Annotated in this window: 23 protein-coding genes and 1 tRNA gene; 10 read left to right on the forward strand and 14 right to left on the reverse strand. The window is 69.1% G+C overall.

The genetic code is table 11. From position 1 onward, the window contains the following. The first annotated feature begins 17 nt into the window (after nucleotides 1-17). Nucleotides 18-299, forward strand: coding sequence for a hypothetical protein (locus ACIOTO_RS03510; protein WP_400856507.1), 282 nt, complete (start codon nucleotides 18-20; stop codon nucleotides 297-299). A 93-nt stretch (nucleotides 300-392) separates the two neighbouring features. Here the strand turns inward: ACIOTO_RS03510 and ACIOTO_RS03515 are convergent, their stop codons facing one another. Continuing rightward, nucleotides 393-2,123 carry an L-aspartate oxidase gene (locus ACIOTO_RS03515; RefSeq protein ID WP_400856510.1) on the reverse strand — a complete coding sequence of 577 codons (1,731 nt, stop codon included), beginning with the start codon at nucleotides 2,121-2,123 and terminating at the stop codon, nucleotides 393-395. 71 nt (nucleotides 2,124-2,194) lie between these two features. Here ACIOTO_RS03515 and ACIOTO_RS03520 point away from each other — a divergent pair, with 71 nt between their 5' ends. After that, the gene (locus ACIOTO_RS03520; RefSeq protein ID WP_400856511.1) at nucleotides 2,195-3,130 is read left to right on the forward strand and encodes a LysR family transcriptional regulator; all 936 of its coding nucleotides are present in this window, start codon (nucleotides 2,195-2,197) and stop codon (nucleotides 3,128-3,130) included. A gap of 114 nt (nucleotides 3,131-3,244) precedes the next feature. Here ACIOTO_RS03520 and ACIOTO_RS03525 read toward each other — a convergent pair. Beyond that, nucleotides 3,245-3,317: transfer RNA gene (locus ACIOTO_RS03525), tRNA-Arg, on the reverse strand. Nucleotides 3,318-3,381: 64 nt separating this feature from the next. After that, a complete protein-coding gene (locus ACIOTO_RS03530; RefSeq protein WP_029263781.1) occupies nucleotides 3,382-3,966 on the reverse strand; it encodes a hypothetical protein in 585 nt (194 codons plus the stop codon). Nucleotides 3,967-4,097: 131 nt separating this feature from the next. Here ACIOTO_RS03530 and ACIOTO_RS03535 point away from each other — a divergent pair, with 131 nt between their 5' ends. Beyond that, complete coding sequence (locus tag ACIOTO_RS03535) at nucleotides 4,098-4,937, forward strand: SDR family NAD(P)-dependent oxidoreductase (RefSeq protein WP_400856512.1); 840 nt, start codon at nucleotides 4,098-4,100, stop codon at nucleotides 4,935-4,937. A 15-nt stretch (nucleotides 4,938-4,952) separates the two neighbouring features. On the opposite strand, the gene ACIOTO_RS03540 is transcribed toward ACIOTO_RS03535, so the two are convergent. The 8 genes from ACIOTO_RS03540 to ACIOTO_RS03575 all read right to left on the reverse strand — a co-directional run bounded on the left by ACIOTO_RS03540 (nucleotide 4,953) and on the right by ACIOTO_RS03575 (nucleotide 10,787). After that, complete coding sequence (locus ACIOTO_RS03540) at nucleotides 4,953-5,813, reverse strand: hypothetical protein (protein ID WP_105711176.1); 861 nt, start codon at nucleotides 5,811-5,813, stop codon at nucleotides 4,953-4,955. Further along, nucleotides 5,813-6,058 (reverse strand): hypothetical protein, encoded by a 246-nt coding sequence (locus ACIOTO_RS03545; protein ID WP_400856514.1) that lies wholly within the window; start codon nucleotides 6,056-6,058, stop codon nucleotides 5,813-5,815. Before ACIOTO_RS03545 ends, ACIOTO_RS03540 begins: the two co-directional genes overlap by 1 nt. Before the next feature lie 109 nt (nucleotides 6,059-6,167). Next, nucleotides 6,168-6,833 carry a GntR family transcriptional regulator gene (locus ACIOTO_RS03550; protein ID WP_400856516.1) on the reverse strand — a complete coding sequence of 222 codons (666 nt, stop codon included), beginning with the start codon at nucleotides 6,831-6,833 and terminating at the stop codon, nucleotides 6,168-6,170. Nucleotides 6,834-6,957: 124 nt separating this feature from the next. Next, nucleotides 6,958-7,599: an NADPH-dependent F420 reductase gene (locus ACIOTO_RS03555; RefSeq protein WP_400856517.1), complete on the reverse strand. Its 642-nt coding sequence runs from the start codon at nucleotides 7,597-7,599 to the stop codon at nucleotides 6,958-6,960. A 68-nt stretch (nucleotides 7,600-7,667) separates the two neighbouring features. Further along, nucleotides 7,668-8,609, reverse strand: a complete 942-nt coding sequence (locus tag ACIOTO_RS03560) for a GNAT family N-acetyltransferase (RefSeq protein WP_400856519.1) — start codon at nucleotides 8,607-8,609, stop codon at nucleotides 7,668-7,670. A gap of 16 nt (nucleotides 8,610-8,625) precedes the next feature. Further along, entirely contained in the window at nucleotides 8,626-9,060 is a 435-nt protein-coding gene (gene sufU, locus ACIOTO_RS03565; protein ID WP_105711074.1) for a Fe-S cluster assembly sulfur transfer protein SufU, read from the reverse strand. After that, nucleotides 9,057-10,364, reverse strand: coding sequence for an aminotransferase class V-fold PLP-dependent enzyme (locus tag ACIOTO_RS03570; RefSeq protein ID WP_400856520.1), 1,308 nt, complete (start codon nucleotides 10,362-10,364; stop codon nucleotides 9,057-9,059). The genes sufU and ACIOTO_RS03570 overlap by 4 nt, the downstream gene beginning before the upstream one ends. Before the next feature lie 42 nt (nucleotides 10,365-10,406). Continuing rightward, nucleotides 10,407-10,787 (reverse strand): helix-turn-helix domain-containing protein, encoded by a 381-nt coding sequence (locus ACIOTO_RS03575; RefSeq protein ID WP_029263772.1) that lies wholly within the window; start codon nucleotides 10,785-10,787, stop codon nucleotides 10,407-10,409. A gap of 89 nt (nucleotides 10,788-10,876) precedes the next feature. Here ACIOTO_RS03575 and ACIOTO_RS03580 point away from each other — a divergent pair, with 89 nt between their 5' ends. Both ACIOTO_RS03580 and ACIOTO_RS03585 read left to right on the forward strand, forming a co-directional pair. Continuing rightward, nucleotides 10,877-11,269: a nuclear transport factor 2 family protein gene (locus ACIOTO_RS03580; RefSeq protein ID WP_400856522.1), complete on the forward strand. Its 393-nt coding sequence runs from the start codon at nucleotides 10,877-10,879 to the stop codon at nucleotides 11,267-11,269. A 56-nt stretch (nucleotides 11,270-11,325) separates the two neighbouring features. Next, nucleotides 11,326-11,973, forward strand: coding sequence for a LysE family translocator (locus ACIOTO_RS03585; protein ID WP_400856524.1), 648 nt, complete (start codon nucleotides 11,326-11,328; stop codon nucleotides 11,971-11,973). 19 nt (nucleotides 11,974-11,992) lie between these two features. On the opposite strand, the gene ACIOTO_RS03590 is transcribed toward ACIOTO_RS03585, so the two are convergent. Further along, entirely contained in the window at nucleotides 11,993-12,793 is an 801-nt protein-coding gene (locus ACIOTO_RS03590) for a DUF1206 domain-containing protein (RefSeq protein WP_091035920.1), read from the reverse strand. Between the two features lie 64 nt (nucleotides 12,794-12,857). Next, the gene (locus ACIOTO_RS03595) at nucleotides 12,858-13,493 is read right to left on the reverse strand and encodes a GyrI-like domain-containing protein (protein WP_400856526.1); all 636 of its coding nucleotides are present in this window, start codon (nucleotides 13,491-13,493) and stop codon (nucleotides 12,858-12,860) included. A 307-nt stretch (nucleotides 13,494-13,800) separates the two neighbouring features. Between ACIOTO_RS03595 and chvE the strand changes: the two genes are divergently transcribed. The 5 genes from chvE (at nucleotide 13,801) to ACIOTO_RS03620 (ending at nucleotide 19,725) form a co-directional block, all read left to right on the forward strand. Continuing rightward, nucleotides 13,801-14,952, forward strand: a complete 1,152-nt coding sequence (gene chvE / locus ACIOTO_RS03600) for a multiple monosaccharide ABC transporter substrate-binding protein (protein WP_400856527.1) — start codon at nucleotides 13,801-13,803, stop codon at nucleotides 14,950-14,952. Between the two features lie 64 nt (nucleotides 14,953-15,016). Next, the gene (gene mmsA / locus ACIOTO_RS03605) at nucleotides 15,017-16,558 is read left to right on the forward strand and encodes a multiple monosaccharide ABC transporter ATP-binding protein (protein ID WP_105711069.1); all 1,542 of its coding nucleotides are present in this window, start codon (nucleotides 15,017-15,019) and stop codon (nucleotides 16,556-16,558) included. Beyond that, nucleotides 16,555-17,733 (forward strand): multiple monosaccharide ABC transporter permease, encoded by a 1,179-nt coding sequence (gene mmsB, locus ACIOTO_RS03610; protein ID WP_105711068.1) that lies wholly within the window; start codon nucleotides 16,555-16,557, stop codon nucleotides 17,731-17,733. The genes mmsA and mmsB overlap by 4 nt, the downstream gene beginning before the upstream one ends. 37 nt (nucleotides 17,734-17,770) lie before the next feature. Next, nucleotides 17,771-18,949: an ROK family transcriptional regulator gene (locus tag ACIOTO_RS03615; protein ID WP_036304176.1), complete on the forward strand. Its 1,179-nt coding sequence runs from the start codon at nucleotides 17,771-17,773 to the stop codon at nucleotides 18,947-18,949. After that, entirely contained in the window at nucleotides 18,946-19,725 is a 780-nt protein-coding gene (locus tag ACIOTO_RS03620) for an ATP-binding cassette domain-containing protein (RefSeq protein ID WP_029263763.1), read from the forward strand. Before ACIOTO_RS03615 ends, ACIOTO_RS03620 begins: the two co-directional genes overlap by 4 nt. Before the next feature lie 27 nt (nucleotides 19,726-19,752). Here ACIOTO_RS03620 and ACIOTO_RS03625 read toward each other — a convergent pair whose 3' ends face one another. After that, nucleotides 19,753-20,616, reverse strand: coding sequence for a GyrI-like domain-containing protein (locus ACIOTO_RS03625; RefSeq protein WP_400856529.1), 864 nt, complete (start codon nucleotides 20,614-20,616; stop codon nucleotides 19,753-19,755). Nucleotides 20,617-20,621: the final 5 nt, after the last annotated feature.

The raw sequence follows: 20,621 nt of genomic DNA on the forward strand, positions 1-20,621 counted from the left end.
CCAGGAAAGGGGCCATCATGACGAACAGCACTCCCGAGCCGGATCCTGCCGAGGCGCAGACGCCCACTCCCACGCCGGCCTCCGACACGAGCCAGGGCGAGGCGACCACACCCGCCGAGGCCGAATCGCCCGAAGACGCCGACCCGAGCGAGGTGCCGAGCACCGAAGACCTCGAAGAGCCGAGCACCGAGAAGGACCCGGGCGAGGAGCCCCAGGCTCCGAAGCGCGAAGAACCCGAGCCCGACCACGAGGCCGTGGGGATCGGGGTCGTCGACACGGAAGAGCCGCAGGCCGGCTGAGCAACTCGCTGAGACACCGGGTTACCGCCGAGACCCCGCCCTGCAGACATCAGCAGGGCGGGGTCTCGGCGCGGACGCGGGGTCTCGGGCGACCTACTCGACGAGCTTGCCCGCGGTGTCGACCTCGCGCATGAGCTCGGCGATCTCGGGCGAGACCTCCGGGATCTCCTCGCGGGTGACGCCCGCGGTCGGCGACCACACCAGGTTCACCTGCAGGGTCGGGTCGGTGTCGGGGAAGTCGCTGCGGTTGTGGCATCCGCGCGTCTCCCGGCGCTCCAGCGCGGCCTCGAGCGTGGCACGAGCGGCGAGCGCCGAGGCCTTGAGGTCGAACGCGTGCGCGAGGTCCTGGAAACCGGCGATGTCGGGGTGGATTCCCACGTCCTCCATGCGCCCCTCGATCATGTCGAGGTCGGCGAGGCCGGCACGCAGCCCGTCTTCCGAACGGACGACGCCTGCGTACTCGGTCATGAGGTTGCGGATGGCGCGCTGCAGGGCGCGCACGTTCTCGCGCCCCTCCGCGGCCAGCAGGTCGTCGATCTCGGCCCGTGCTGCCGCGACGGCCGTCGCCGACCGGCGCTGCGCGTCGAGCCCGGCCGCGTGCTCCATCGCGGCCTGCCCGACGATGCGCCCGTAGACCAGCAGCTCGATGAGCGAGTTGCCGCCGAGCCGGTTCGCGCCGTGCAGTCCGCTGGAGGCCTCGCCGATCGCGTAGAGCCCCTCGACGTCGGTCTGGTGGTCCTCCGGGCGCACCCAGACCCCACCCATCGAGTAGTGCGCGGTGGGGGCGATCTCGATCGGATCGGTCGTGATGTCGAGCATCTGCAGCTCCATCATCGTCTGGTAGACGCGCGGCAGCCGGGTCATGATCGTCTCGCGCGGCAGGTGCGACACGTCGAGCCAGACGCCGCCGTTCTCGGTGCCGCGTCCTTCCTTGATCTCGGTGTACGCGGCGAGCGCGACGCGGTCGCGGGTCGACAGCTCCATGCGCTCGGGGTCGTACTTCTCCATGAACCGCTCACCGAGGGCGTTGCGGAGGATGCCGCCCTCCCCGCGTGCGGCCTCGGAGATCAGTGTTCCCGCGGCACTCTCCGGCTCGATGATGCCGGACGGGTGGAACTGCACGAGTTCCGGGTCGCGCAGGCGCGCTCCGGCGTCGACCGCGAGACGAAAGGAGTCGCCCGTGTTCTCGTCGCGACGCGACGAGGTGCGGCGCCAGATGCGGTTGTGCCCGCCGGCTGCGAGGATCACGGCATCCGCGTGGATCAGGTAGCGGGTGCCGTCGGCCTGGTCGAAGCCGTAGGCGCCGAACACGACGTTGTCGCGAACGAGCAGACGGGTGATGTAGACGTGGTCGAGGATCGGGACCTCGAGCTGCTCGGCCTTGCGCACGAGCGTGCGCTGGATCTCGAGTCCGGTGTAGTCGCCCGCGAAGGCGGTGCGGCGGAAGGTGTGCGCGCCGAAGAAGCGCTGCGAGATGCGGCCGTCGTCTTCGCGGGCGAAGTCCATGCCCCACCGCTCGAGGTCGCGGATGCCGCGCTCGGCGCCCTGGGTGACGATCTCGACCGTGTGCGGGTTGGCGAGCAGGTAGCTCTCCTTGATGGTGTCGGCCGCGTGCTGCTGCCAGCTGTCCTCGGCGTCCATGGTGCCGAGTGCCGCGTTGATGCCGCCGGCCGCGAGGGAAGTGTGCGCATCCTGACGCGGGCGCTTGCCGACGGCGAGGACATCGACTCCGTGTTCGGCGATCTCGATCGCCGCGCGCAGGCCGGAGCCACCGGTGCCGATGACGAGGACAGTGGTGGATATCTGACGTTCGGGGGTAGACATACGCTTCACGCTAGTTAGGAGACCCTAATAACTCCAATGCATAGTTCGAGTGGAAACCATGCGGGTAGGCTATGGCCATGAACCTCGAGCAGCTCCGCGGGTTCGTCGAGGTCGCACGCCTCGGACACTTCACCCGCGCCTCCGAGCACCTGCACCTGGCACAGCCGTCGCTGAGCCGACAGATCTCCACGCTCGAACGCGAGCTCGGCGCCGAACTGTTCCACCGCGCACGCGGCCACATCGCGCTCACCGCAGCGGGAGAGACGCTCCTCCCCCGCGCGCAGCGCATGCTCGCCGAAGCCGACGCCATCCGCGATGAGATGGGCGAGCTGGCCGGTCTCCGCCGTGGACGCGTACGACTGGGCGCGCCGCCCACGCTCTGCATCAGCCTCGTCGCCGAGGCGATCAGCGTGTTCCACGCCAGCCATCCGGGCGTCGATCTGCATCTGACCGAGAGCGGCTCCCGACGGCTCGTCGAGCAGTTGGCCGTGGGCGCCGTCGACATCGCCCTCATCACCGAATCCGACGGTCCACCACCGTCGGGCTTCAGCCTCACGCGCATGCCACTGCTCGCCGAAGAGCTCGTCGTCATCTCCGCCGCGACGGAGCCACCGGTCTCGACCATGCCCGCGATGAGCCTCTCCCACCTGGCCACCCTCCCGCTCATCGCCCTCGACGAGACGTACGAGCTGCGAGCGACCACCGACGCCGCCTTCCGCGCGGAGGGCCTGGTGCCCACTCACGTGCTCGAAGGGGCCGAGATGGATGCCGTGCTGCGCTTCGTCGAACGCGGTGTCGGTGTGGCGGTGGTCCCGGCGATGGTGCTGCTCGATCGCCCCGCACTGCGCTCGGTTCGGCTGACGCATCCGATGATGACCCGCACCGTGAGCCTCGCCCACCGAGCGGACGTCACTCCTGCGGTCGCGGTCGCCGCGATCCGCGAGGTCATCGTCGCCACGGCCGCGGAGGTCGCGCGCCGCGACCCCGCGATCACGAGCCTCCTCTGAGCTGCCTGCGGTCAACCCGAGAGCGCACCATCAGCCGTCGCGACACAACGGCCCGGATACAGCAGAATCCCCGCCGCTTTCACGACGGGGATTCTGTACTGTCTCAACACAGTGTGCGCCCGAAGGGACTCGAACCCCTAACCTTCTGATCCGTAGTCAGATGCTCTATCCATTGAGCTACGGGCGCCCAGCCCGCTCAGCGGGCCGTGGAACAGCCTACAACAGTCCTGACGCGAAAGCGAAACGAGGCCTCAGTCGCTCGCCGCCTCGGCTTTCTGCTGCTTCTTGCGCCGCTTGGCCCGCGCGCGCTGCTCGGAGGAGAGCGCCTGCAGGTCGACGAGACGCAGCGCCTGCATGCGTGCCTCGCGCATGCGCCCGTAGTCGGGATCTTGATCCGGTCGCATGCCCTCGACCCGCAATCGGCGGTCGAGATTGTGGCGCACGTCGGCCCAGGCGGCGTCCCGCGCCTCTTCGACGATCTGCGCCAGACGTTCCCGGTCTTCCATCATCTCGCGCAGGCGCTGGCCGACCCCGGTGGACTGCTTGGCCCGGCGGCGCAGGTTTCGCACATCGCGGTCGCGGTAGTCGTGCGTGCCCACCGGATCAGAGTGCCGACCCCTGGCCCTCTTGCGCAGAGCGGTCACGTTGGCGGCCGCCTCTTCCGACTCCTCGGCCATCGCCCGCAGCGCCTCCCGCGCATCGTCGATGTACTTCTCCATGTCGAAGACTCCGTCTTCAGCGATGGTGCCGATGAGGATGTGATTCTTCACGGCGAGGCGCGCGGCAGCCGTCGCGATCGCGACGCCTTCGGCGATGGCATCCGCTGTCCGTCCCACCGGTACCTCCTCTCCACGAGCGTACCGGTATCACTGGGGCCCGGTGTCGGCCAGAATGGTTCCGGATCAGCATGCCCCACCCCTCCGACATCCACCGCCACGGCCCCCGGATCGCGCACCGCAGGAGACTCATGAAACACCTCGATCTCGCCGGCAGCACCACCGTGATCACGGGCGCCGCGAACGGCATGGGCGCCGACATCGCCCGCCTGCTGGCAGCCCGCGGCACGCACCTCGCGCTGATCGACCACGACAGCGCCGCCCTGGCGACCATCGCCGCGGAACTGAGCGGGTCGACGGTGACCACGCACGTGGTCGATCTCCGCGACGACGACGCCGTGTTCGCCGCAGCCGACGAGATCACTTCGACGCACCCGAGGGTCAACGCCCTGATCACCTGCGCCGGATCGTCGATGCTCGGAAACCTCGACCAGCTCACGATGGAGGAGATGCGCTGGCTCACCGACGTGAACCTCTGGGGCACGGTGTCGATCACCAAGGCGCTGCTGCCCGCCCTCCGCGCCGCGCCGGCCGCGCACATCACCCACTTCGCGAGCGTGTATGCGCTCGCCGCTCCAGCCGGACGCATCCCGTACGCGCTGAGCAAGTTCGCCGTGCGGGGCTTCTCCGAGGCACTGCGGCACGAGCTGGAGGGCACCACGGTCAGCGTCGGCGCCGTCTATCCGGCCGGCGTCCGCACCGGAATCATCCTGCACGGGCGCTACGCCGCCGCGATCGATCCGGAAATCGCCGCTCGTGCCGCCGCCGCACAGGCCGCGATGTACCACACCGACCCGGCGGACGCTGCGGCCCGCATCGTCCGAGCGACCGAGCGAAGGGCTGCCCGCACGATGGTCGGACGGGAGGCACGGCTGATCGACGTGCTCACGCGCATCGCCCCGTCGTCGTACTGGCGCGTGATGCGACGACCGCTGCGCGCGGCGATCGACACGACGACGCCGGTCGCCTGACCGCACCGGGCCGGGTCAGCGGACCGCGCCCACCCAGATCCCCGAGGCCCAGGCCTGCTGATCGCCGTTGCAGCCGACCGAGCCGGGGTAGCCGCGGACGACGGCCATGCAGTTGGCGAGGAACTCCGGGTCGTTGCCGAACATCGAGGCGTACGCGCCGGAAGACGTGAGCGCGCCCCAGACCCGGAACTGGTAGATGTGCGCGAGCTCGTGCGCCATGGCCCAGTTCAACCGGCCCGCACTCCAGTTCGCGATGTCGCCGCGGTACTTGATGTAGCCGTTGCTGTTGGCGCAGGCCGGTGCGTTCCCGCCCGCGCACGACGACGACTCGTACAGCCCGACGCCGCCTCCGCCGACGAGGTCGAGCGCCGCCCGCACCCGCGCGTACCCGTCCGGCCCACTCGATGTCCAGGCCGGGCCACCCGGTCCTGCGCTCTGCGCGGCCTGCACCGAGGCGACCTGGGTGCCGACCTTCTCGGCGAGCGCATGCACCGTGGCCGTGGCCGCCGTGACCGTGGCGGGGTCCCTCGACTCGGCCAGCACGGTCTGCTGGGCCGACAGCGCGGCAGCCCGATGAGAGGCGGTGTCGACCATCCCCTGTGCATTGTCGAAGACGCGGCTCAGGGCCGTGATCTCGGCGACGAACGCCGGCCGCACCGCGAGCACCGCCGCGCGGTCGGCCGTGTCCTGCTCCGCCTGCGCGATCGTCGCCTCGAGATACTCGGTGCGCTGCCTGGCCTCGTGGTATTCCTGCGACAGGCTGCCGAATTCCGCCACGACCGCGACGCGCTCCCGATCGAGGGCATCCGCCCGCGCGAGCACTCCGGCGGACAGCACGACTGCCGCCGCGAGCGTGACCGCCAGCACCCGGCGCATCACTGCAGGAACCCCGTGGTGTCGCCGATCTCGGCATCCTGCTCAGCGATCTGCGACCGCAGTGCGGTGAGCTTCTGCGCGAGCTCGAGGTTCTCCCCGTGGGATTCCTCCAGGGCGCGCTCGACACGGACGATCTCCGCTTTGACGGCGGTGAGGGCTGCCACCCGCTCCTGATCGGCGATCGCGACCAGCGCGACTCCTCCGAGAAGCAGCAGGCACCCAGCCGCGACAGCAAGACTCCGCATCTCGCTCCCCAGAACAGCGCAACGTTTCCGGACCGACTCCGATCGGACCAATATACAACTGGACCCGTCGTCGGTGTTCCCGAATGTGCGCGAGCGGGACGGCGGCGGTTCAGACCAACAGGTCGCTACCGTCGGCGAGACGACGCTCGGCTGCCGACTGGCCGCTGGCGAGGTGAGCGGGCACGATACGGCGGAGCGCCTCCGTGTCGCGGGCGGCCATCGCCTCGAGGATGATGCGGTGCTCTTCGGCCATGGCGAGCAGATCGTCGTGCTGCCCGAACAGCCACCGCAGCCGGGTGAGGAACACGGCGATGAGCTCCCCGAGCATCTCGTTCCCGGCGAGTTCGACCGCGACCTCGTGGAATTCGGCCGCCGCGATCCGCGCAGCCTCCGAGTCCTGGGCCGTGGCCGCCGCGAGCTCGCGCTCGTAGGCGGCTCTGATCCGGGCGATACCCGCCTCATCGTGACGCTCGGCCGCGAAGACGAAGATGAGCGTCTCGATGGCCTCGCGGACCTCCGCGAAATCCTGGATGTCTCGGCGGGTGAACTCGCGCACGACCGCCCAGGTGCGGGGGCGTGCGACGACGACCCCTTCGGCCACGAGGGTGCGGATGGCCTCGCGGACCGGGAGGCGGGAGACGCTCAGCTCGGCCGCGATGTCGCGCTCGACCAGACGTGACCCGGGCGCACGGCGGCCCAGCACGATGTCGTCGCGCAGGATGCGCGTGACCCTGACCGATTCGAGTTCGCCGCTTGTCCCCATAGCCCCCGCCATCTGGGCATTCTCGCATCACGAGCCGGGTTACTCAACTTTTGGTATCCCAACACGCCCGGGATGCCTCGGTCCGGGACGAGCGTGCGAGACGCGGAAGGTCTCCGTCGCGCTCGTCCCGCCGGGCTCAGGGGAGGCGGTTGGCGATCGCGATGTTCGCGGTCAGCTCCTGGGCGTTCTGTCGCACGACGTACGCGGGACGATCACGCTCGACCCGCCACGACTCGCTCAGCGGCCCGACGTTGACCGTGTCGAAGCCGGCCTCGTCGTAGAAGCCGGTGACGAACGCGACGGCCTCGGCGTCGTCGCCGGCGGTGGCCAGCGCGCGACGGTCCGGGTCCCCGGCCGGCTTGCCGTCGGTCGTGATGTCGGCTGCGAGGATCTGGTTGAACGCCTTCGCGATCTTCGAATCCGGCAGCGCGCGCTGTACCAGCTCCGACGTCGTCGTCTCGCCCTTGTCCAGGGCCTCGATGTGACCGTCGCGCTCGAAGTAGTAGTTGTTCGTGTCGAGCACGATCTTGCCGGCGAGCTGTGCGGCGGGGAGCGCGTCGATCGCCCCGAGAGGAACGGTCACGACCGCGACGTCCGCAGCTGCCGCGGCGTCTTCCGCCGTGGCGGCCTTCGCGCGGGGCCCGAGCTCCTCCACGAGGTCCGCGAGCGTCTCCGGACCGCGGGAGTTGGCGATCACGACGTCGTAGCCGTTCGCCACCGCGACCCGCGCGACCTGGCTGCCGATGTGTCCTGCACCGATGATTCCGAGAGTAGTCATGCTGGGGGCAACGTCGAGCAGAGCGGACTATTCCCTTCGAGTCGGGCTGTGTAGTCCCGTGACCGGCGTCACAGTTCGCGCAGCAGCGTCTGCTCGGTCCGCCGGTAGCCGAGGCTCTCGTACAGCTCGACGGCGGCGGCGTTGAAGCCGAACACGTGCAACCCGATCGAGTCGGCGCCGAGCCGACGGGCCTCGCGTTCGGCGGCGTGCATCAGCTCGCGCCCGTAGCCCTTGCGGCGCTGATCCGCGGCCACCTCGATGTCGAGCACGAACGCATGCGCGCGCCCATCGCGCTGACGCATGCCGAGCCAGAGGATGCCGACCTCGACACCGTCGACCGTGGCCGTGAAGAGCTCCTGCCCCGGGGTGGCGAGTCCGTCCGGCAACTCCTCGACCAGCTGACGGTGCGACTCCGCCGCGGCGTCCTCCGGGGAGAACCGACCGGATGCCACGAGGTCCTGGGCGAATCCCTCTTCCGAAGCCGTGACGAAACGGGGGAACCTCTCCGCGGTCATCGGCACCACCTCCACGTGTGCGGCGACATCGCGTGAGGGCAGCGGCTCGAGCACCATCTGGATCGACGCGACCGTGAAGCCGCGACCGTCGACCAGCGCGCGACCCGCCGCATCCTGCGGGAGCAGCGGCACACTGATCTGCGTGGCGCCCATGTCGTGTGCGATGGTGAGGATCCGCGCGACCAGCTCGTCGTTCTGAGTGCCGGTCAGCTCGGTCTCGACGGCGAGGTCGAGGAGGAACAGCTTCGTGCCGGCGAGCACCAGCCACAGGGTGCCGAGCTCGCGCCGACCCTCGTCGAGGATCCGCATGACCCGTGCCGTCGGCGTCGCCGCCCCGTGCGGCAGCAGCTCGTCGAAATACTCATCGGCGAACGCGACCGCATCATCCCGGACACGCCTCCCCGATGCGCGGTTGCCGTCGATGAGGCGCTGTCTGGCCGCGCCTCGCCACTCGTCGAAGCGTCCAGCGGGCAGGGGCTTCAGATGCACGGGCATGCGTCCATCCTGCACCTCAGCTGCGGGTGAGCGCGTCCTCGGCGGCGACCCAGGCCAGCATGGCGCACTTGACCCGCGCCACGTACTTCGACACCCCGCCGAGGGCCGCGGCATCGCCGAGCAGCTCCTCGTCGGGCTCGATCTTGCCGCGGGAGCGCATCGCCTCGCGGAACGCCGCGATACGCACCTCGAGGTCTTCGACGCTGAGTCCTTCGGCGAGCTCGGCGAGGAGCGAGGCGGAGGCCTGCGAGATCGCGCATCCATGGCCCTCCCACGCGATCGCCTCGACGCCCCCGTCGGGACCACGGTGCACCTGCAGCGTGATCTCGTCGCCGCAGGTCGGGTTGAGCTGGTGCGACTGCGCCGGGATCTCGTCACGCAGCCCGTAGCCGTGCGGGGTGCGCGAGTGATCCAGGATCAGCTCCTGATACAGGTTCTGCAGGTCGCTCATGCGCCCCTCCGGAAGAAGTCGATCGCTCCGGCGACACCCTCGATCACGGCGTCCACCTCGGCCTCTGTCGTGTACAGGTAGGCGCTCGCCCTGGTGGACGAGGTGACGCCGAGGCGTCGGTGCAACGGCTGGGCGCAGTGGTGTCCGACGCGCACGGCGATGCCGAGGTCGTCGAGGAACTGCCCGACGTCGTGCGAGTGGATGCCGGCGACGTCGAAGCTCGCGAGCCCCACGCGCGGCAGGTCGATCCCGGCACCGAGCACGCGGACCCCGTCGATCGCGCTGAGCCCGTCGACGAGCCGACGTCCGAAGGCGGCCTCATGCGCGGCGATGCGCGGCATCCCCACCTCGGTCAGATAGTCCACGGCCGCGGCGAGCGCGATGGCCTGCGATACCCGCTGCGTGCCGGCCTCGAACCGCTGCGGCGGCGGCAAGTACTCGGCTTCGGTCGTGGTGACGGTGGTGATCATCGAGCCGCCGGTGAGGAACGGGGGCATCGCGGCCAAGACCTCGCGGCGACCGTAGAGCACCCCGATGCCGGTGGGACCGAGCATCTTGTGGCCGGACAGCACGGCGAAGTCGACGCCGAGGGCTCGCACGTCGAGCGGCAGATGCGGTGCCGACTGGCAGGCGTCGAGCAGCGTCAGGGCGCCGACCTCGCGGGCGAGCGCGACCAGGCGCTCGACCGGATTGATCACGCCGAGCACGTTGGAGACGTGCGTGAACGCCACGAGCTTCGTCCGCGCGGTGATGAGCTCGGCGGCGGCGTCGAGGCGCAAGGCACCGTCGTCGTCGAGCGGGATCACCTTCAGCGTCGCGCCGGTGCGGGCCGCGAGCTCCTGCCACGGGATGAGGTTCGCGTGGTGCTCCATCTCGGTCGTGACGATCTCGTCGCCCTCGCGCAACCGGAGCCGCTGAGCAGCCGCTCCCCCGCGACCGAGCGACGCGTTCGACAGCGAGTAGGCGACGAGGTTGATCGCCTCGGTCGCGTTCGAGGTCCAGACGACCTCGTCGTCGTCGGCCCCGATGAAGCGGGCGAGCGTGCTTCGAGCGTCTTCGAACAGCTCGGTGGCCTCGGCGGCCAGCGTGTGCGCCCCACGGTGCACGGCCGAGTTCATGGTGATCGAGAACTCGCGCTCGGCATCCAGCACGGCCGACGGACGCTGCGAGGTCGCGCCCGAGTCGAGGTACACGAGCGGATGCCCCTGCACCTGCGTGTGCAGGATCGGGAAGTCCTCGCGGATACGCCGCACCTCAGCCTCGCTCAGAGGGGCGATCACGTCGACACCGGAAGAAACGCTCATCGTTCCAGTTTCCCACCTGCGAGCCCGGGGTGGGCCCGCGGGTCAGCGCCCGTCGAGCGTCTTCGCGTCGGCGACCTCGTCGTAGCGGTCCTGCGCGTCGAGCACGTCCTCCACGTGGGACTCCGCCCAGACCTGCAGCGCCTGCAGCGGTTCATGCAGGCTTCGGCCGAGCGGGGTGAGCAGGTAGCGCGAATGGCCGTCGTCGCCGACCGCTCGCTCCAGCATGCCGTCGCGTTCGAGGGCACGGAGCGTGTCGACGAGCACCTTCTTCGTGATCCCATCCATCCGGTGGTGCAGCTCGCCGAAGCGCAGCGGCTGCTCGTGCAGGAGGACCACGATCATCGCGGTCCACTTGTTCGCGATGCGGGCGAGCGACGCCCGAGACGGACAGCTGGCGGAGAACACCGTCCACGTGCGCGACATGCGCTGCTCCTCCCGGTGACGTTGAAGTAACCGCGCCCTCGGCGAGACGCTGGATGCTCCAGAGTACCGACCACACGAGAAGGAGCATCATGTCGGCGATCGACGTTGTAGGACAGTACGGTGCGGCCCTGGCCGCGGGAGACATGGGGGCACTGGCGGCCACCTTCCATCCGGATGCCGTGTGGCACCAGCCCGGCGCCAACCAGGCATCCGGCGACCACGTCGGCCCCGACGCGATCCTCGCCCACCTCGGCCGCTTCATGGAGCTCAGCGGCGGCACGTTCGTGCTCGAGACCGACTCGGCGACCGAGGCCGGCGATCTCGTCTCCGCCACCGTGCGCTTCCGCGCGCAGCGTGCGGGACACGACGACCTCGACCAGCACGGCGTCGACGTCTTCCGCATCGCCGGCGACCGCATCGCTGAGGTCTGGCTCATCAGCGAGGACCAGGAGGCGGAGGACCGCTTCTGGGGTCAGGCCTGATCTACCGGCGTCGGGCGGTCGCACTCTCGACCGCCTGACACCCCTAGGCTCGACCCATGATCGCCCCGGACACGCTGCTCGCCTTCGTCGTCGCGGCGTTCGTCATGGTCGTGATCCCCGGTCCGACCGTGCTGTTCACGATCGGCCGGGCCATGGCTCTCGGGCGGATGGGCGGATTTCTCAGCATCCTCGGCACGGCGATCGGCTCGATCGTGCTGGTCGTCGCGGTCGCGCTCGGCGTCGGCACGATCATCGCCCAGTCGGTCGTGCTGTTCACCGTCGTCAAGGTGCTCGGCGCCGGCTACCTGATCTTCCTCGGTATCCAGGCCATCCGGCACCGGAAGGACGCGGCGCGCGCCATGGTCGCCGCGCCGGCGCGGCGATCGGGGTGGCGCCTGCTCACCGAGGGCTTCGTCGTGGGAGTCACCAATCCGAAGTCCATCGCTTTCTTCCTCGCGATCCTGCCGCAGTTCGTCGATCTGCACGCGGGTTCCGTCCCCGCGCAGCTCTTCCTGCTCGGAGTGATCGTCGTCGTCATCGGCGTGACGTGCGATGCCGTCTGGGTGCTCCTCGCCAGCGCCGCCCGCGACTGGTTCGGCCGCTCACCTCGCCGCATCGAGGCGATGGGTGCCACCGGCGGCGGACTCATGATCGCGCTCGGGGCGTTCCTGCTGGTCTGGAGCGAGAAGCCCGCGACCGCGTGAGCGCCCGGCGCGACCCTGCTCACATGCGGGCGAAGCGCGCCCGGGCGATGCAGAAGACCCCGTAGATCGCGAAGCCCGCGCCGACCGCTCCCAGGACGAGTCCGCCGAGAGGCAGCTCCAGCAGACTGTGGAGCGCGGCATCGAGCCCCGCGCCCTTCTCCGGATCCTGCGTGACCGCGGCGACCACGAACAGCACGCCGGTCACGCCCACCGCGATGCCCTTGCCGAAGTAGCCGATCACCCCGAGCGTCACGATGCCACCGCGTGCGACTCCCGTCGGCAGATCGAGCAGCTTCTCGAAGCCGCGCGTGAAGCCGCCCACGACGAAGCCGATCCCCACGCCGACCACCGACAGTCCGATGACGACGAGCAGGGCGACGCCGCCCGGAGCGGAAAGCACCACGGAGCTGAGGGTCTTCGACGCCGTCTCCGAGTCGGCGTTGCCACCCAGCGCGTAGATGAGGGCCATGCCCGCGACCACGAGGTAGGCGAGGGCGATGCCGAAGAGCTTGACGCGCTGCCCCCACTTCTTCGTCTCGGCGGGGTCGGCGGCGAGGAACGCACTCGCGATCTGCCACACGGCCAGAGCGATCAGCCCCGTGGCGACGAGCACGAGCAGCAATCCGCCGACCGGGTTGTTCCGGATCTGCTCCATCGCCCCGTCCTGGTCGGCGTCGCCCGAGGCCCCCGCGGCGATGGTGATGGCGATCGCGCCGATGATGACGTGGATCAGGCCGAGGACGACGAACCCGACACGGGCGATGCGGCGGAAGGCGGTGGACCCCTTGGCGACGCGCGCAGCGTGCTTGACCGTGCTCATCATTGAAGGGTATCGCCGAGGACCCACCCGGCGGAGGGGCTTGCTTTCCCGGCGCCCCTCGGCATCAGGCGCTCGACGATACGGGCTGCCGGAGGATGGTGCGCAGCTTCGCCGGATCGGTGCGACGCAGGTCGCTCAGGTAGATCTCGTGATGCAGCCCGGTCATCGTCAGGCCGTGCTCGGGGATGAAGCGGTGATGCAGGTCGTCGAGGACCGGCCCCTCATCGTCGAACGGACCGACGTGCAGAGTCTGCACGCTCATCCCCTCGTCGAGGGTCTCCAGCCGCACGGAGCCGAGTGCGGGCACCGGCTCCTTCTTCTTCGCCGCTCTCCGCGCCACGGACTCCACCGCGTCGGCGAACATCGAAGATGTGATGTGGTCGCCGACCATGATCATCAGCGTCCACTGCCAGGCGGACTTGTCGCGATGAGTGGTGAACGACTCCATGTCCGATGCGTGCCAGAGCCCTTCGAGGGGCATCACGACCGTGTCGATGCCGAGCTCGTCGCGGCTCGCGAACTTGAGGGTGTAGGCCAGGGGGAACAGAGCCGAGACGGCCTCCGCATAGGCCGGGGAGGTGTTCGGGTCTCCGGCGCCGTCGATCATCAGGTACTGCATCGGCGGCACCTCGAGGATGCGGAACTGACCGCGCTTCGCCCGATACGCGTCGAGCGTCTTCTTGGGATCGATCGCCGCCATGACGTGCCTTCCTGGTTCGTGCGCCCAGTGTGACACGGAGCGCAGACACCGGCTATCGCCCGCCCGAGTTAGCTTCGAGTCTCGAAGGTAACTCCCGGATTTCCCACCTTGCGACGACAAAACTCCGGCCATCGGAGAAGAAATCCCCGCTCGATGAGGCCTAGTCTCAATCATCACGAAACGATCACGTTCGCTTGACTTCGAGTCTCGAACTCAAGAAAGTGATCCGAGGCGGATCCCGAATGGCCGGGACGCCCACCCTCCGGACTTCGGCCGGAGGACGCATTGCACAGCAAAGGAGCTCGGAATGAAGAAGAAGTACGCACTCGCGGCCCTCGGTCTCGCGGGAGTCCTCGCCCTCGCCGGTTGCGGCGGCGGAGGAGCCGGCTCCGCGGGCGGCGGCGAGAAGGCTTCCGGCGACAAGGGCAACCTGCTGATCGGCGTGTCCATGCCGACGCAGACCTCCGAGCGCTGGATCGCCGACGGCACCGCCGTGCAGGAGGGGCTGGAGAAGGCCGGCTACCAGGTCGAACTGCAGTACGCCGGCGACGACATCCCGACGCAGGGCCAGCAGATCGACCAGATGATCACCAAGGGGGCGGACCTCCTGGTCATCGCCGCGATCGACGGCACCGCCCTGTCATCGCAGCTCGACGCCGCTGCGGCAGCGAAAATCCCGGTCATCTCCTACGACCGCCTCATCCGCGACAGCGAGAACGTCGACTTCTACGTGACGTTCGACAACTACAAGGTCGGCGTGCAGCAGGCCACCTCACTGCTGGTCGGCCTCGGCGTGCTCGATCAGGACGGCAAGGACACCGGAGAGAAGGGCCCGTTCAACATCGAGCTCTTCGCCGGCTCTCTCGACGACAACAACGCCCACTTCTTCTGGCAGGGGGCGATGGACACGCTGCAGCCCTACATCGACGAGGGCGTGCTGACGGTGCCGTCGGGGCAGACCGATATCGAGCAGGCGGCGATCCTGCGCTGGCAGCAGGAGACCGCGCAGAAGCGCATGGAGGATCTGCTCACCTCGACGTACGGCGGCGGCACGAAGCTCGACGGCGTGCTCTCCCCCTACGACGGGATCTCCCGCGGCATCATCACGGCACTCCAGGGCACCGGCGGTCTCGGCGCCACCATCGCCGACGGTCTCCCGATCGTCACCGGACAGGATGCGGAGATCGGCTCCATCAGCCTGATCGACCAGGGCGTGCAGTTCTCGTCCATCTTCAAGGACACGCGCAAGCTCGCCGAGCAGTCGGTCGTCGTCGCGGAGGACATGCTCGAGGGCGAGGAGCCCGAGGCGAACGACACGGAGACCTACGACAACGGCGTGAAGGTCGTGCCGTCGTACCTCCTGCAGTCGGACATCGTCTACAAGGACAACATCACCTCGCTGCTGGTCGACTCGGGCTACTGGACCCAGGCCGAGGTCGACGCCGGCGTCGCCGAGTAGTCATCGCTCCGGGGCGTGACGTCGACACGGCGTCACGCCCCTCTCGACGGAAAGGAGCCGGTTCATGACGACACCGGTACTGCAGATGCGGGAGATCGAGAAGAGCTTTCCCGGCGTCAAGGCGCTCCAGGGCGTCGACCTCGATGTCCGCCGCGGCGAGATCCACGCGATCTGCGGCGAGAACGGCGCGGGGAAGTCCACTCTCATGAAGGTGCTGTCGGGTGTCTACCCGCACGGGGCGTACGAGGGCGAGATCGTCTACGAGGGCGAAGAGGCGAAGTTCGGATCCATCAGCGACTCCGAGCACGTCGGCATCGTGATCATCCATCAGGAGCTCGCGCTGATCCCCTACCTCAGCGTCGCGGAGAACATCTTCCTCGGCAACGAGCGTCGGGGAGCGGGCGGACTCATCGACTGGGACCGCGCGAACTCCGAGGCCTCGCAACTGCTCGCCCAGGTCGGTCTCGACGAGAACCCCGCCACGCCGGTCGGCCAGCTCGGCGTGGGCAAGCAGCAGCTCGTCGAGATCGCGAAGGCACTGTCGAAGAACGTGCGCCTGCTCATCCTCGACGAGCCGACCGCCGCGCTCAACGACACCGACTCGGCCCACCTGCTCGACCTGCTCCGGCGCCTGCGCGACGGCGGGATGACGTCGATCATCATCTCGCACAAGCTCAACGAGATCGACGCGATCGCCGACCGCACGACGATCCTCCGCGACGGTCGGTCCATCGAGACGCTCGACATGAGCGATCCGGCCTCGACGCAGGACCGGATCATCCGCGGCATGGTCGGACGCGACCTCGCCCATCGTTTCCCCGAGCGCGTGCCGGAGCTCGGAGAGGAGGTGCTGCGGATCGAGAACTGGACCGTGCATCACCCGACCCAGCCCGGACGGGTCATGGTCGACGATGCCTCCCTCACCGTGCGTGCAGGAGAGGTCGTGGGCATCGCCGGGCTGATGGGCGCCGGACGCACGGAACTCGCCATGAGCGTGTTCGGCCGCACCTACGGGCGCAACGCGAAGGGGCGAGTCCTCGTCCGCGGCAAAGAGGTCGACACGTCGACCACGAGCGCCGCCATCCGCGCCGGAATCGCGTACGCGACCGAGGACCGGAAGAAGTTCGGGCTCAACCTCATCGACGACATCCGCCACAACATCACCCTCGCGTCGCTGCGGATGATCAGCCCCGGCGGCTGGATCGACGCGAACCGGGAACTCCGGATCGCAGAGCAGTACCGCGCCGAGATGAACATCAAGACGCCCAGTGTGCTCCAGCTCGTGGGCAACCTCTCCGGCGGCAACCAGCAGAAGGTCGTGCTGAGCAAGTGGATCCAGACGGAGCCCGACGTGCTGATCCTCGATGAGCCCACGCGCGGCATCGACATCGGCGCCAAGTACGAGATCTACACGATCATCAACCGCCTGGTCGCGGCGGGGAAGGGCGTACTCGTCATCTCCTCCGAGCTGCCCGAGTTGCTGGGCATCTGCGACCGCATCTACACCCTGGCCTTCGGCAGGATCACCGGCGAGCTGCCGGCCGCCGAGGCCACCCAGGAGAACCTCATGCAACTCATGACTGTCGAAAGGACGGCCGAACGATGACCGGCGTCACCAACCTGTTGAGCCTCGCCACGCGCAACCTGCGTCAGAGCGGCATCCTCGTCGCCTTCGTCGCGATCGTGGCCTTCTTCGCCATCCTGAACCCGACGTTCCTCTCCCCGGGGAACCTCACGAACATCGTGCTGCAGTACTCCTACATCCTGATCCTCGCGATCGGCATGGTGATCGTCATCATCGCCGGTCACATCGACCTCTCCGTCGGCTCGGTCGTCGCCCTCACCGGTGCCACCGCCGCGGTCCTCGTGATCCGGATGCAGCTGCCCTGGTGGGTCGGCGTCATCGCCGCGCTGGTGGTCGGCCTCCTGGTCGGCGCGTGGCAGGGGTTCTGGGTGGCATTCGTCGGCATCCCGGCGTTCATCGTGACGCTCGCCGGCATGCTGCTCTTCCGCGGCCTGACCTTCATCGTGCTGGGCAACGTCTCGCTCTCGCCCTTCGGCGGCACCTACTACTCGATAGCCAACGGATTCTTCAACGGACTCTTCGGCGGCTACGGGGTCGACGTGTTCACGCTCGTGATCTTCGCCATCGGGGTGGGCGGCTATGCGGTGTGGCAGGTGCGCAGCCGACGCTCGAAGGTCGCGCACCAGCAGTCGGTCGAGGCGCTGGGCTGGTTCATCCTGAAGATCGCCCTGATCGCGGCCGTCGTGATGTGGTTCGGCTACCAGTTGTCCACCAGCCGCGGTCTCCCCTTCGTGCTGATCCTCCTCGCGGTGCTGATCATCGCCTACTCGGTCATCACTCAGAAGAGCGTGTTCGGGCGTCACGTCTACGCGATCGGCGGCAACCTGCACGCCGCACTGCTGAGCGGCGTGAACGTGCGGCGGGTCAACTTCTGGATCTTCGTGAACATGGGACTGCTCGCCGGTGTCGCCGGCGTCGTCTTCTCCTCGCGCACGAACGGCGCGCAGCCGGGAGCGGGGAACATGTTCGAGCTCGACGCGATCGCCGCCTGCTTCATCGGGGGCGCCGCGGTCACCGGTGGCGTGGGGCGCGTCGGCGGGGCGATCGTCGGCGGTCTGATCATGGCGGTGATGAGCAACGGCATGCAGCTCATGGGCCTCGACCAGGCGACACAGCAGGTCGTGAAGGGCCTGGTGCTCCTGATCGCCGTGGCCTTCGACGTCTGGAACAAGCGTCGGGCGGGTGCCGCCCGCTGACCCCGGCGGTGCCGATCCCACGCGATATGCTCCCGCTATGAGCAGATGGTCGAGCGGTTCCCAGTCGGGATTGCGCGAGGCCAACACGGCCAAGATCGTCGACGCGGTCAAGCGCTTCGGCGGGCTCACCCAGGTCGAGCTCGCCGAAGCGACCACCCTGTCGACGGCGACGGTGTCGGCGATCGTGAAGGAGCTGTCGCTCTCGGGTCTGGTGGAGACCCATCCGACCTCGCGGAGTGGCCGTCGCGCACAGCTCGTCACCATCGCCCGGCGTGCCGGGCTGGTGGCCGCCGTGCACATCGGAAGCCGCAGCATGCGGGTGCGTCTCAACGACGTCGGGCAGTCCGTGCTCGCCGACCGGTCGATGCCGCTGCCGGCCGACCACGCCGAGGACACGGTGCTCGATCGCATCACGCTCCTCATCATCGAGATGCTGGACATGATCGCGGCGCAGGCCGACGAGCTGATCGGCCTCTGCATCGCGATTCCGGCCCCGATCGACCCCGACACCGGTCTGGTCGCCTATCCGGGCGTCATGAGGCGGTGGGAATCGCAGCCCATCGCCGCGGTCGTCGAACAGCGCCTCGGATGCCCGGTGCTGGTCGAGAAGGACGCCAACCTCGCCGCGCTCGCCGAGGCGACGCTCGGCACGGCACGGGACGTCGCGGACAGCCTGTTCATCAACGCCTCGTACACGACGAGTGCCGGCGTGATCATCGATTCGCGGCTCTACCGCGGACGCGGGGGCACGGCGGGTGAGATCGGACACGTGCAGGTCGACCCCGCCGGATCCATCTGCCCCTGCGGGCAGCGCGGTTGCCTCGAGACCGTCGTCGGAGCCGAGGCCGTCACGGCACCGCTGCGGGCCGCCTACGGCCAGGTCACGTTCAAGGACGTCATCGCCCGTGCCGCCGCCGGCGACCCCGGCTGCGCGCGGGTCGTCTCCGATGCGGGCGCGACGCTCGGCCGTGTGGTCGCGGGTGTCTGTCAGACGCTCGACCCCGAGATCATCACGATCGGCGGCGAGCTCACCGACGCCGGCCCGGTCTTCCTGCTGCCGTTCGGCGCCGCCCTGCGCGAGCACGCGCCGCAGCGCCGCGCTCCTCGCCGCGAACCGATCCCCGCGTCGTTCGGCAAGGACACGGTGCTCGTCGGCGCGACCATCCACATCCTGCAGTCGACCGATCCGTCCCAGCTTCTCGAGGGCCGCTCATGACTCTCTCGGCGTCGCAGGCGGAGCCGCTGCTCACCCTGCGCGGCATCACGAAGCGCTTCGGAGCCGTCGAGGCGCTCACCGACGTCGACTTCACGGTGAACGCGCGCGAGGTGGTCGGCCTCGTCGGCGACAACGCCGCCGGCAAGTCGACGCTGGCGAAGGTCATCGCGGGTGCTCTCACCCCGACCTCCGGCGAGATCCGCATCAACGGCGAACGCGTCGACATCTCCTCCCCCGCCGAGGCGAACCGACTCGGCATCGCGACGGTCTTCCAGGACCTCGCCGTCTGCGAGAACCTCGACGTGACGGCCAACGTCTTCCTCGGACGCGAGCTGCGCACCTCCAAAGGCATGCTGCGCGAGGGCGAGATGGAGAACGCGACGCGGCAGGCGCTGACCGATCTGGCCGCCAACATCCCGTCGACCCGCACGCCGCTCAACTCCCTGTCCGGTGGCCAACGACAGGCCGTGGCGATCGCACGCACCCTCATCAGCCAGCCCCGGCTGGTCGTGCTCGATGAGCCGACCGCTTCGCTCAGCGTCGCGCAGACCGCCGACGTGCTCACCCACATCGAGCAGCTCCGCGAGCTCGGGCTGGGCGTGGTGTTCATCAGTCACAACATCGCCGACGTGCAGGCGGTGTCCGACCGTGTCGAGGTGCTGCGGCACGGCCGCAACAACGGCAGCTTCTCCAGCCAGGACGCCGCCTACTCCGATCTCATCGCCGCGATCATCGGCACCTATCGCCCGCCCAGGAAGGGCGATGCCCCGCGCTGATCGACGTCGACGCGGAGCATCGGGTGTTCAGCCCTGCTCGACGGGCAGCCAGAGCTCGCACGACGCGAAGTCGCCGGTGAACTCGAGGTAGCGCACGATCGAGGGGCCGGGCCGCAGCCGCCACGGGTTCGAGGGGAACCACTCGGTCGCCGTGGCCGCCCACAGGTTCTGCAGCGTCGCCGGGAACGGACCCCGCGCGGCGAAGACCGCCCAGGATCCTTCGTCGAGGCGCAGGGAATCGAGATCGTCGGGCACCGCGGTGGTGTCCTGCAGCGCGACGCCGTGCAGGTATGTGAGCAGCGTGCCCTCCGCAGCATCCGGCTCGATGTCGGCGGTGATCGCGAGGATCCCGGCCGGTTCGGCGTCGGCGAGTGCCTTGAGGCGCGCGTGCTCCTCAGGCGGGATCGCGGCGATGTGCGCCTGGATGTGCGGGTTGACGCCCTCGTGGATGAGCGGGACCTCAGCGGCGTGACCGGCGAGGACGAACGCGGGACGGTGGGTGATGGTGACGTCCATCGGGGTGCTCCCTTCGACGCTCAGGCGGAACCGGAGCGTGGGTTGTGTACGGAGAGGACCCCCGTCTCGGCGCGCGTCGGCCGGTCCGATACCGTGCACCGCACGGAAGGCGCGACCGAAAGCCTCGACCGAGCCGTAGCCGTGGCGCACCGCCACATCGAGCAGGCTCGAGGCGCCGGCTGCGAGTTCCGCGCCGGCGAGCGTCATGCGACGGCGCCGTACGTACTCCGACAGCGGCATGCCGGCCAGCGCCGAGAACATCCGCCGCAGGTGGTATTCGGTCGTGCCGTGCTCGCGTGCGAACCCGGCGACGTCGATCTCGTCGGAGCGAGTGGCTTCGACGAGATCGACCAGGGCGTTGAGCGTTCCGATCATGAGGT

The organism is Microbacterium sp. NPDC087592 (assembly GCF_044743585.1).
In the GTDB taxonomy this organism is placed as follows: Bacteria; Actinomycetota; Actinomycetes; order Actinomycetales; family Microbacteriaceae; genus Microbacterium.

What these genes read in the sequence shown, in the direction of transcription:
- sufU (WP_105711074.1), bottom strand. Translation starts at nt 9,060, where the DNA reads ATGAGCGACCTGCAGAACCTGTATCAGGAGCTGATCCTGGATCACTCG.
- ACIOTO_RS03540 (WP_105711176.1), bottom strand. Translation starts at nt 5,813, where the DNA reads ATGCGCCGGGTGCTGGCGGTCACGCTCGCGGCGGCAGTCGTGCTGTCC.
- ACIOTO_RS03545 (WP_400856514.1), bottom strand. Translation starts at nt 6,058, where the DNA reads ATGCGGAGTCTTGCTGTCGCGGCTGGGTGCCTGCTGCTTCTCGGAGGA.
- ACIOTO_RS03520 (WP_400856511.1), top strand. Translation starts at nt 2,195, where the DNA reads ATGGCCATGAACCTCGAGCAGCTCCGCGGGTTCGTCGAGGTCGCACGC.
- chvE (WP_400856527.1), top strand. Translation starts at nt 13,801, where the DNA reads ATGAAGAAGAAGTACGCACTCGCGGCCCTCGGTCTCGCGGGAGTCCTC.
- ACIOTO_RS03590 (WP_091035920.1), bottom strand. Translation starts at nt 12,793, where the DNA reads ATGAGCACGGTCAAGCACGCTGCGCGCGTCGCCAAGGGGTCCACCGCC.
- ACIOTO_RS03620 (WP_029263763.1), top strand. Translation starts at nt 18,946, where the DNA reads ATGACTCTCTCGGCGTCGCAGGCGGAGCCGCTGCTCACCCTGCGCGGC.
- ACIOTO_RS03625 (WP_400856529.1), bottom strand. Translation starts at nt 20,616, where the DNA reads ATGATCGGAACGCTCAACGCCCTGGTCGATCTCGTCGAAGCCACTCGC.
- ACIOTO_RS03510 (WP_400856507.1), top strand. Translation starts at nt 18, where the DNA reads ATGACGAACAGCACTCCCGAGCCGGATCCTGCCGAGGCGCAGACGCCC.
- mmsA (WP_105711069.1), top strand. Translation starts at nt 15,017, where the DNA reads ATGACGACACCGGTACTGCAGATGCGGGAGATCGAGAAGAGCTTTCCC.
- ACIOTO_RS03575 (WP_029263772.1), bottom strand. Translation starts at nt 10,787, where the DNA reads ATGTCGCGCACGTGGACGGTGTTCTCCGCCAGCTGTCCGTCTCGGGCG.
- ACIOTO_RS03585 (WP_400856524.1), top strand. Translation starts at nt 11,326, where the DNA reads ATGATCGCCCCGGACACGCTGCTCGCCTTCGTCGTCGCGGCGTTCGTC.
- ACIOTO_RS03595 (WP_400856526.1), bottom strand. Translation starts at nt 13,493, where the DNA reads ATGGCGGCGATCGATCCCAAGAAGACGCTCGACGCGTATCGGGCGAAG.
- ACIOTO_RS03560 (WP_400856519.1), bottom strand. Translation starts at nt 8,609, where the DNA reads ATGCCCGTGCATCTGAAGCCCCTGCCCGCTGGACGCTTCGACGAGTGG.
- ACIOTO_RS03555 (WP_400856517.1), bottom strand. Translation starts at nt 7,599, where the DNA reads ATGACTACTCTCGGAATCATCGGTGCAGGACACATCGGCAGCCAGGTC.
- ACIOTO_RS03550 (WP_400856516.1), bottom strand. Translation starts at nt 6,833, where the DNA reads ATGGCGGGGGCTATGGGGACAAGCGGCGAACTCGAATCGGTCAGGGTC.
- ACIOTO_RS03580 (WP_400856522.1), top strand. Translation starts at nt 10,877, where the DNA reads ATGTCGGCGATCGACGTTGTAGGACAGTACGGTGCGGCCCTGGCCGCG.
- mmsB (WP_105711068.1), top strand. Translation starts at nt 16,555, where the DNA reads ATGACCGGCGTCACCAACCTGTTGAGCCTCGCCACGCGCAACCTGCGT.
- ACIOTO_RS03535 (WP_400856512.1), top strand. Translation starts at nt 4,098, where the DNA reads ATGAAACACCTCGATCTCGCCGGCAGCACCACCGTGATCACGGGCGCC.
- ACIOTO_RS03615 (WP_036304176.1), top strand. Translation starts at nt 17,771, where the DNA reads ATGAGCAGATGGTCGAGCGGTTCCCAGTCGGGATTGCGCGAGGCCAAC.
- ACIOTO_RS03570 (WP_400856520.1), bottom strand. Translation starts at nt 10,364, where the DNA reads ATGAGCGTTTCTTCCGGTGTCGACGTGATCGCCCCTCTGAGCGAGGCT.
- ACIOTO_RS03515 (WP_400856510.1), bottom strand. Translation starts at nt 2,123, where the DNA reads ATGTCTACCCCCGAACGTCAGATATCCACCACTGTCCTCGTCATCGGC.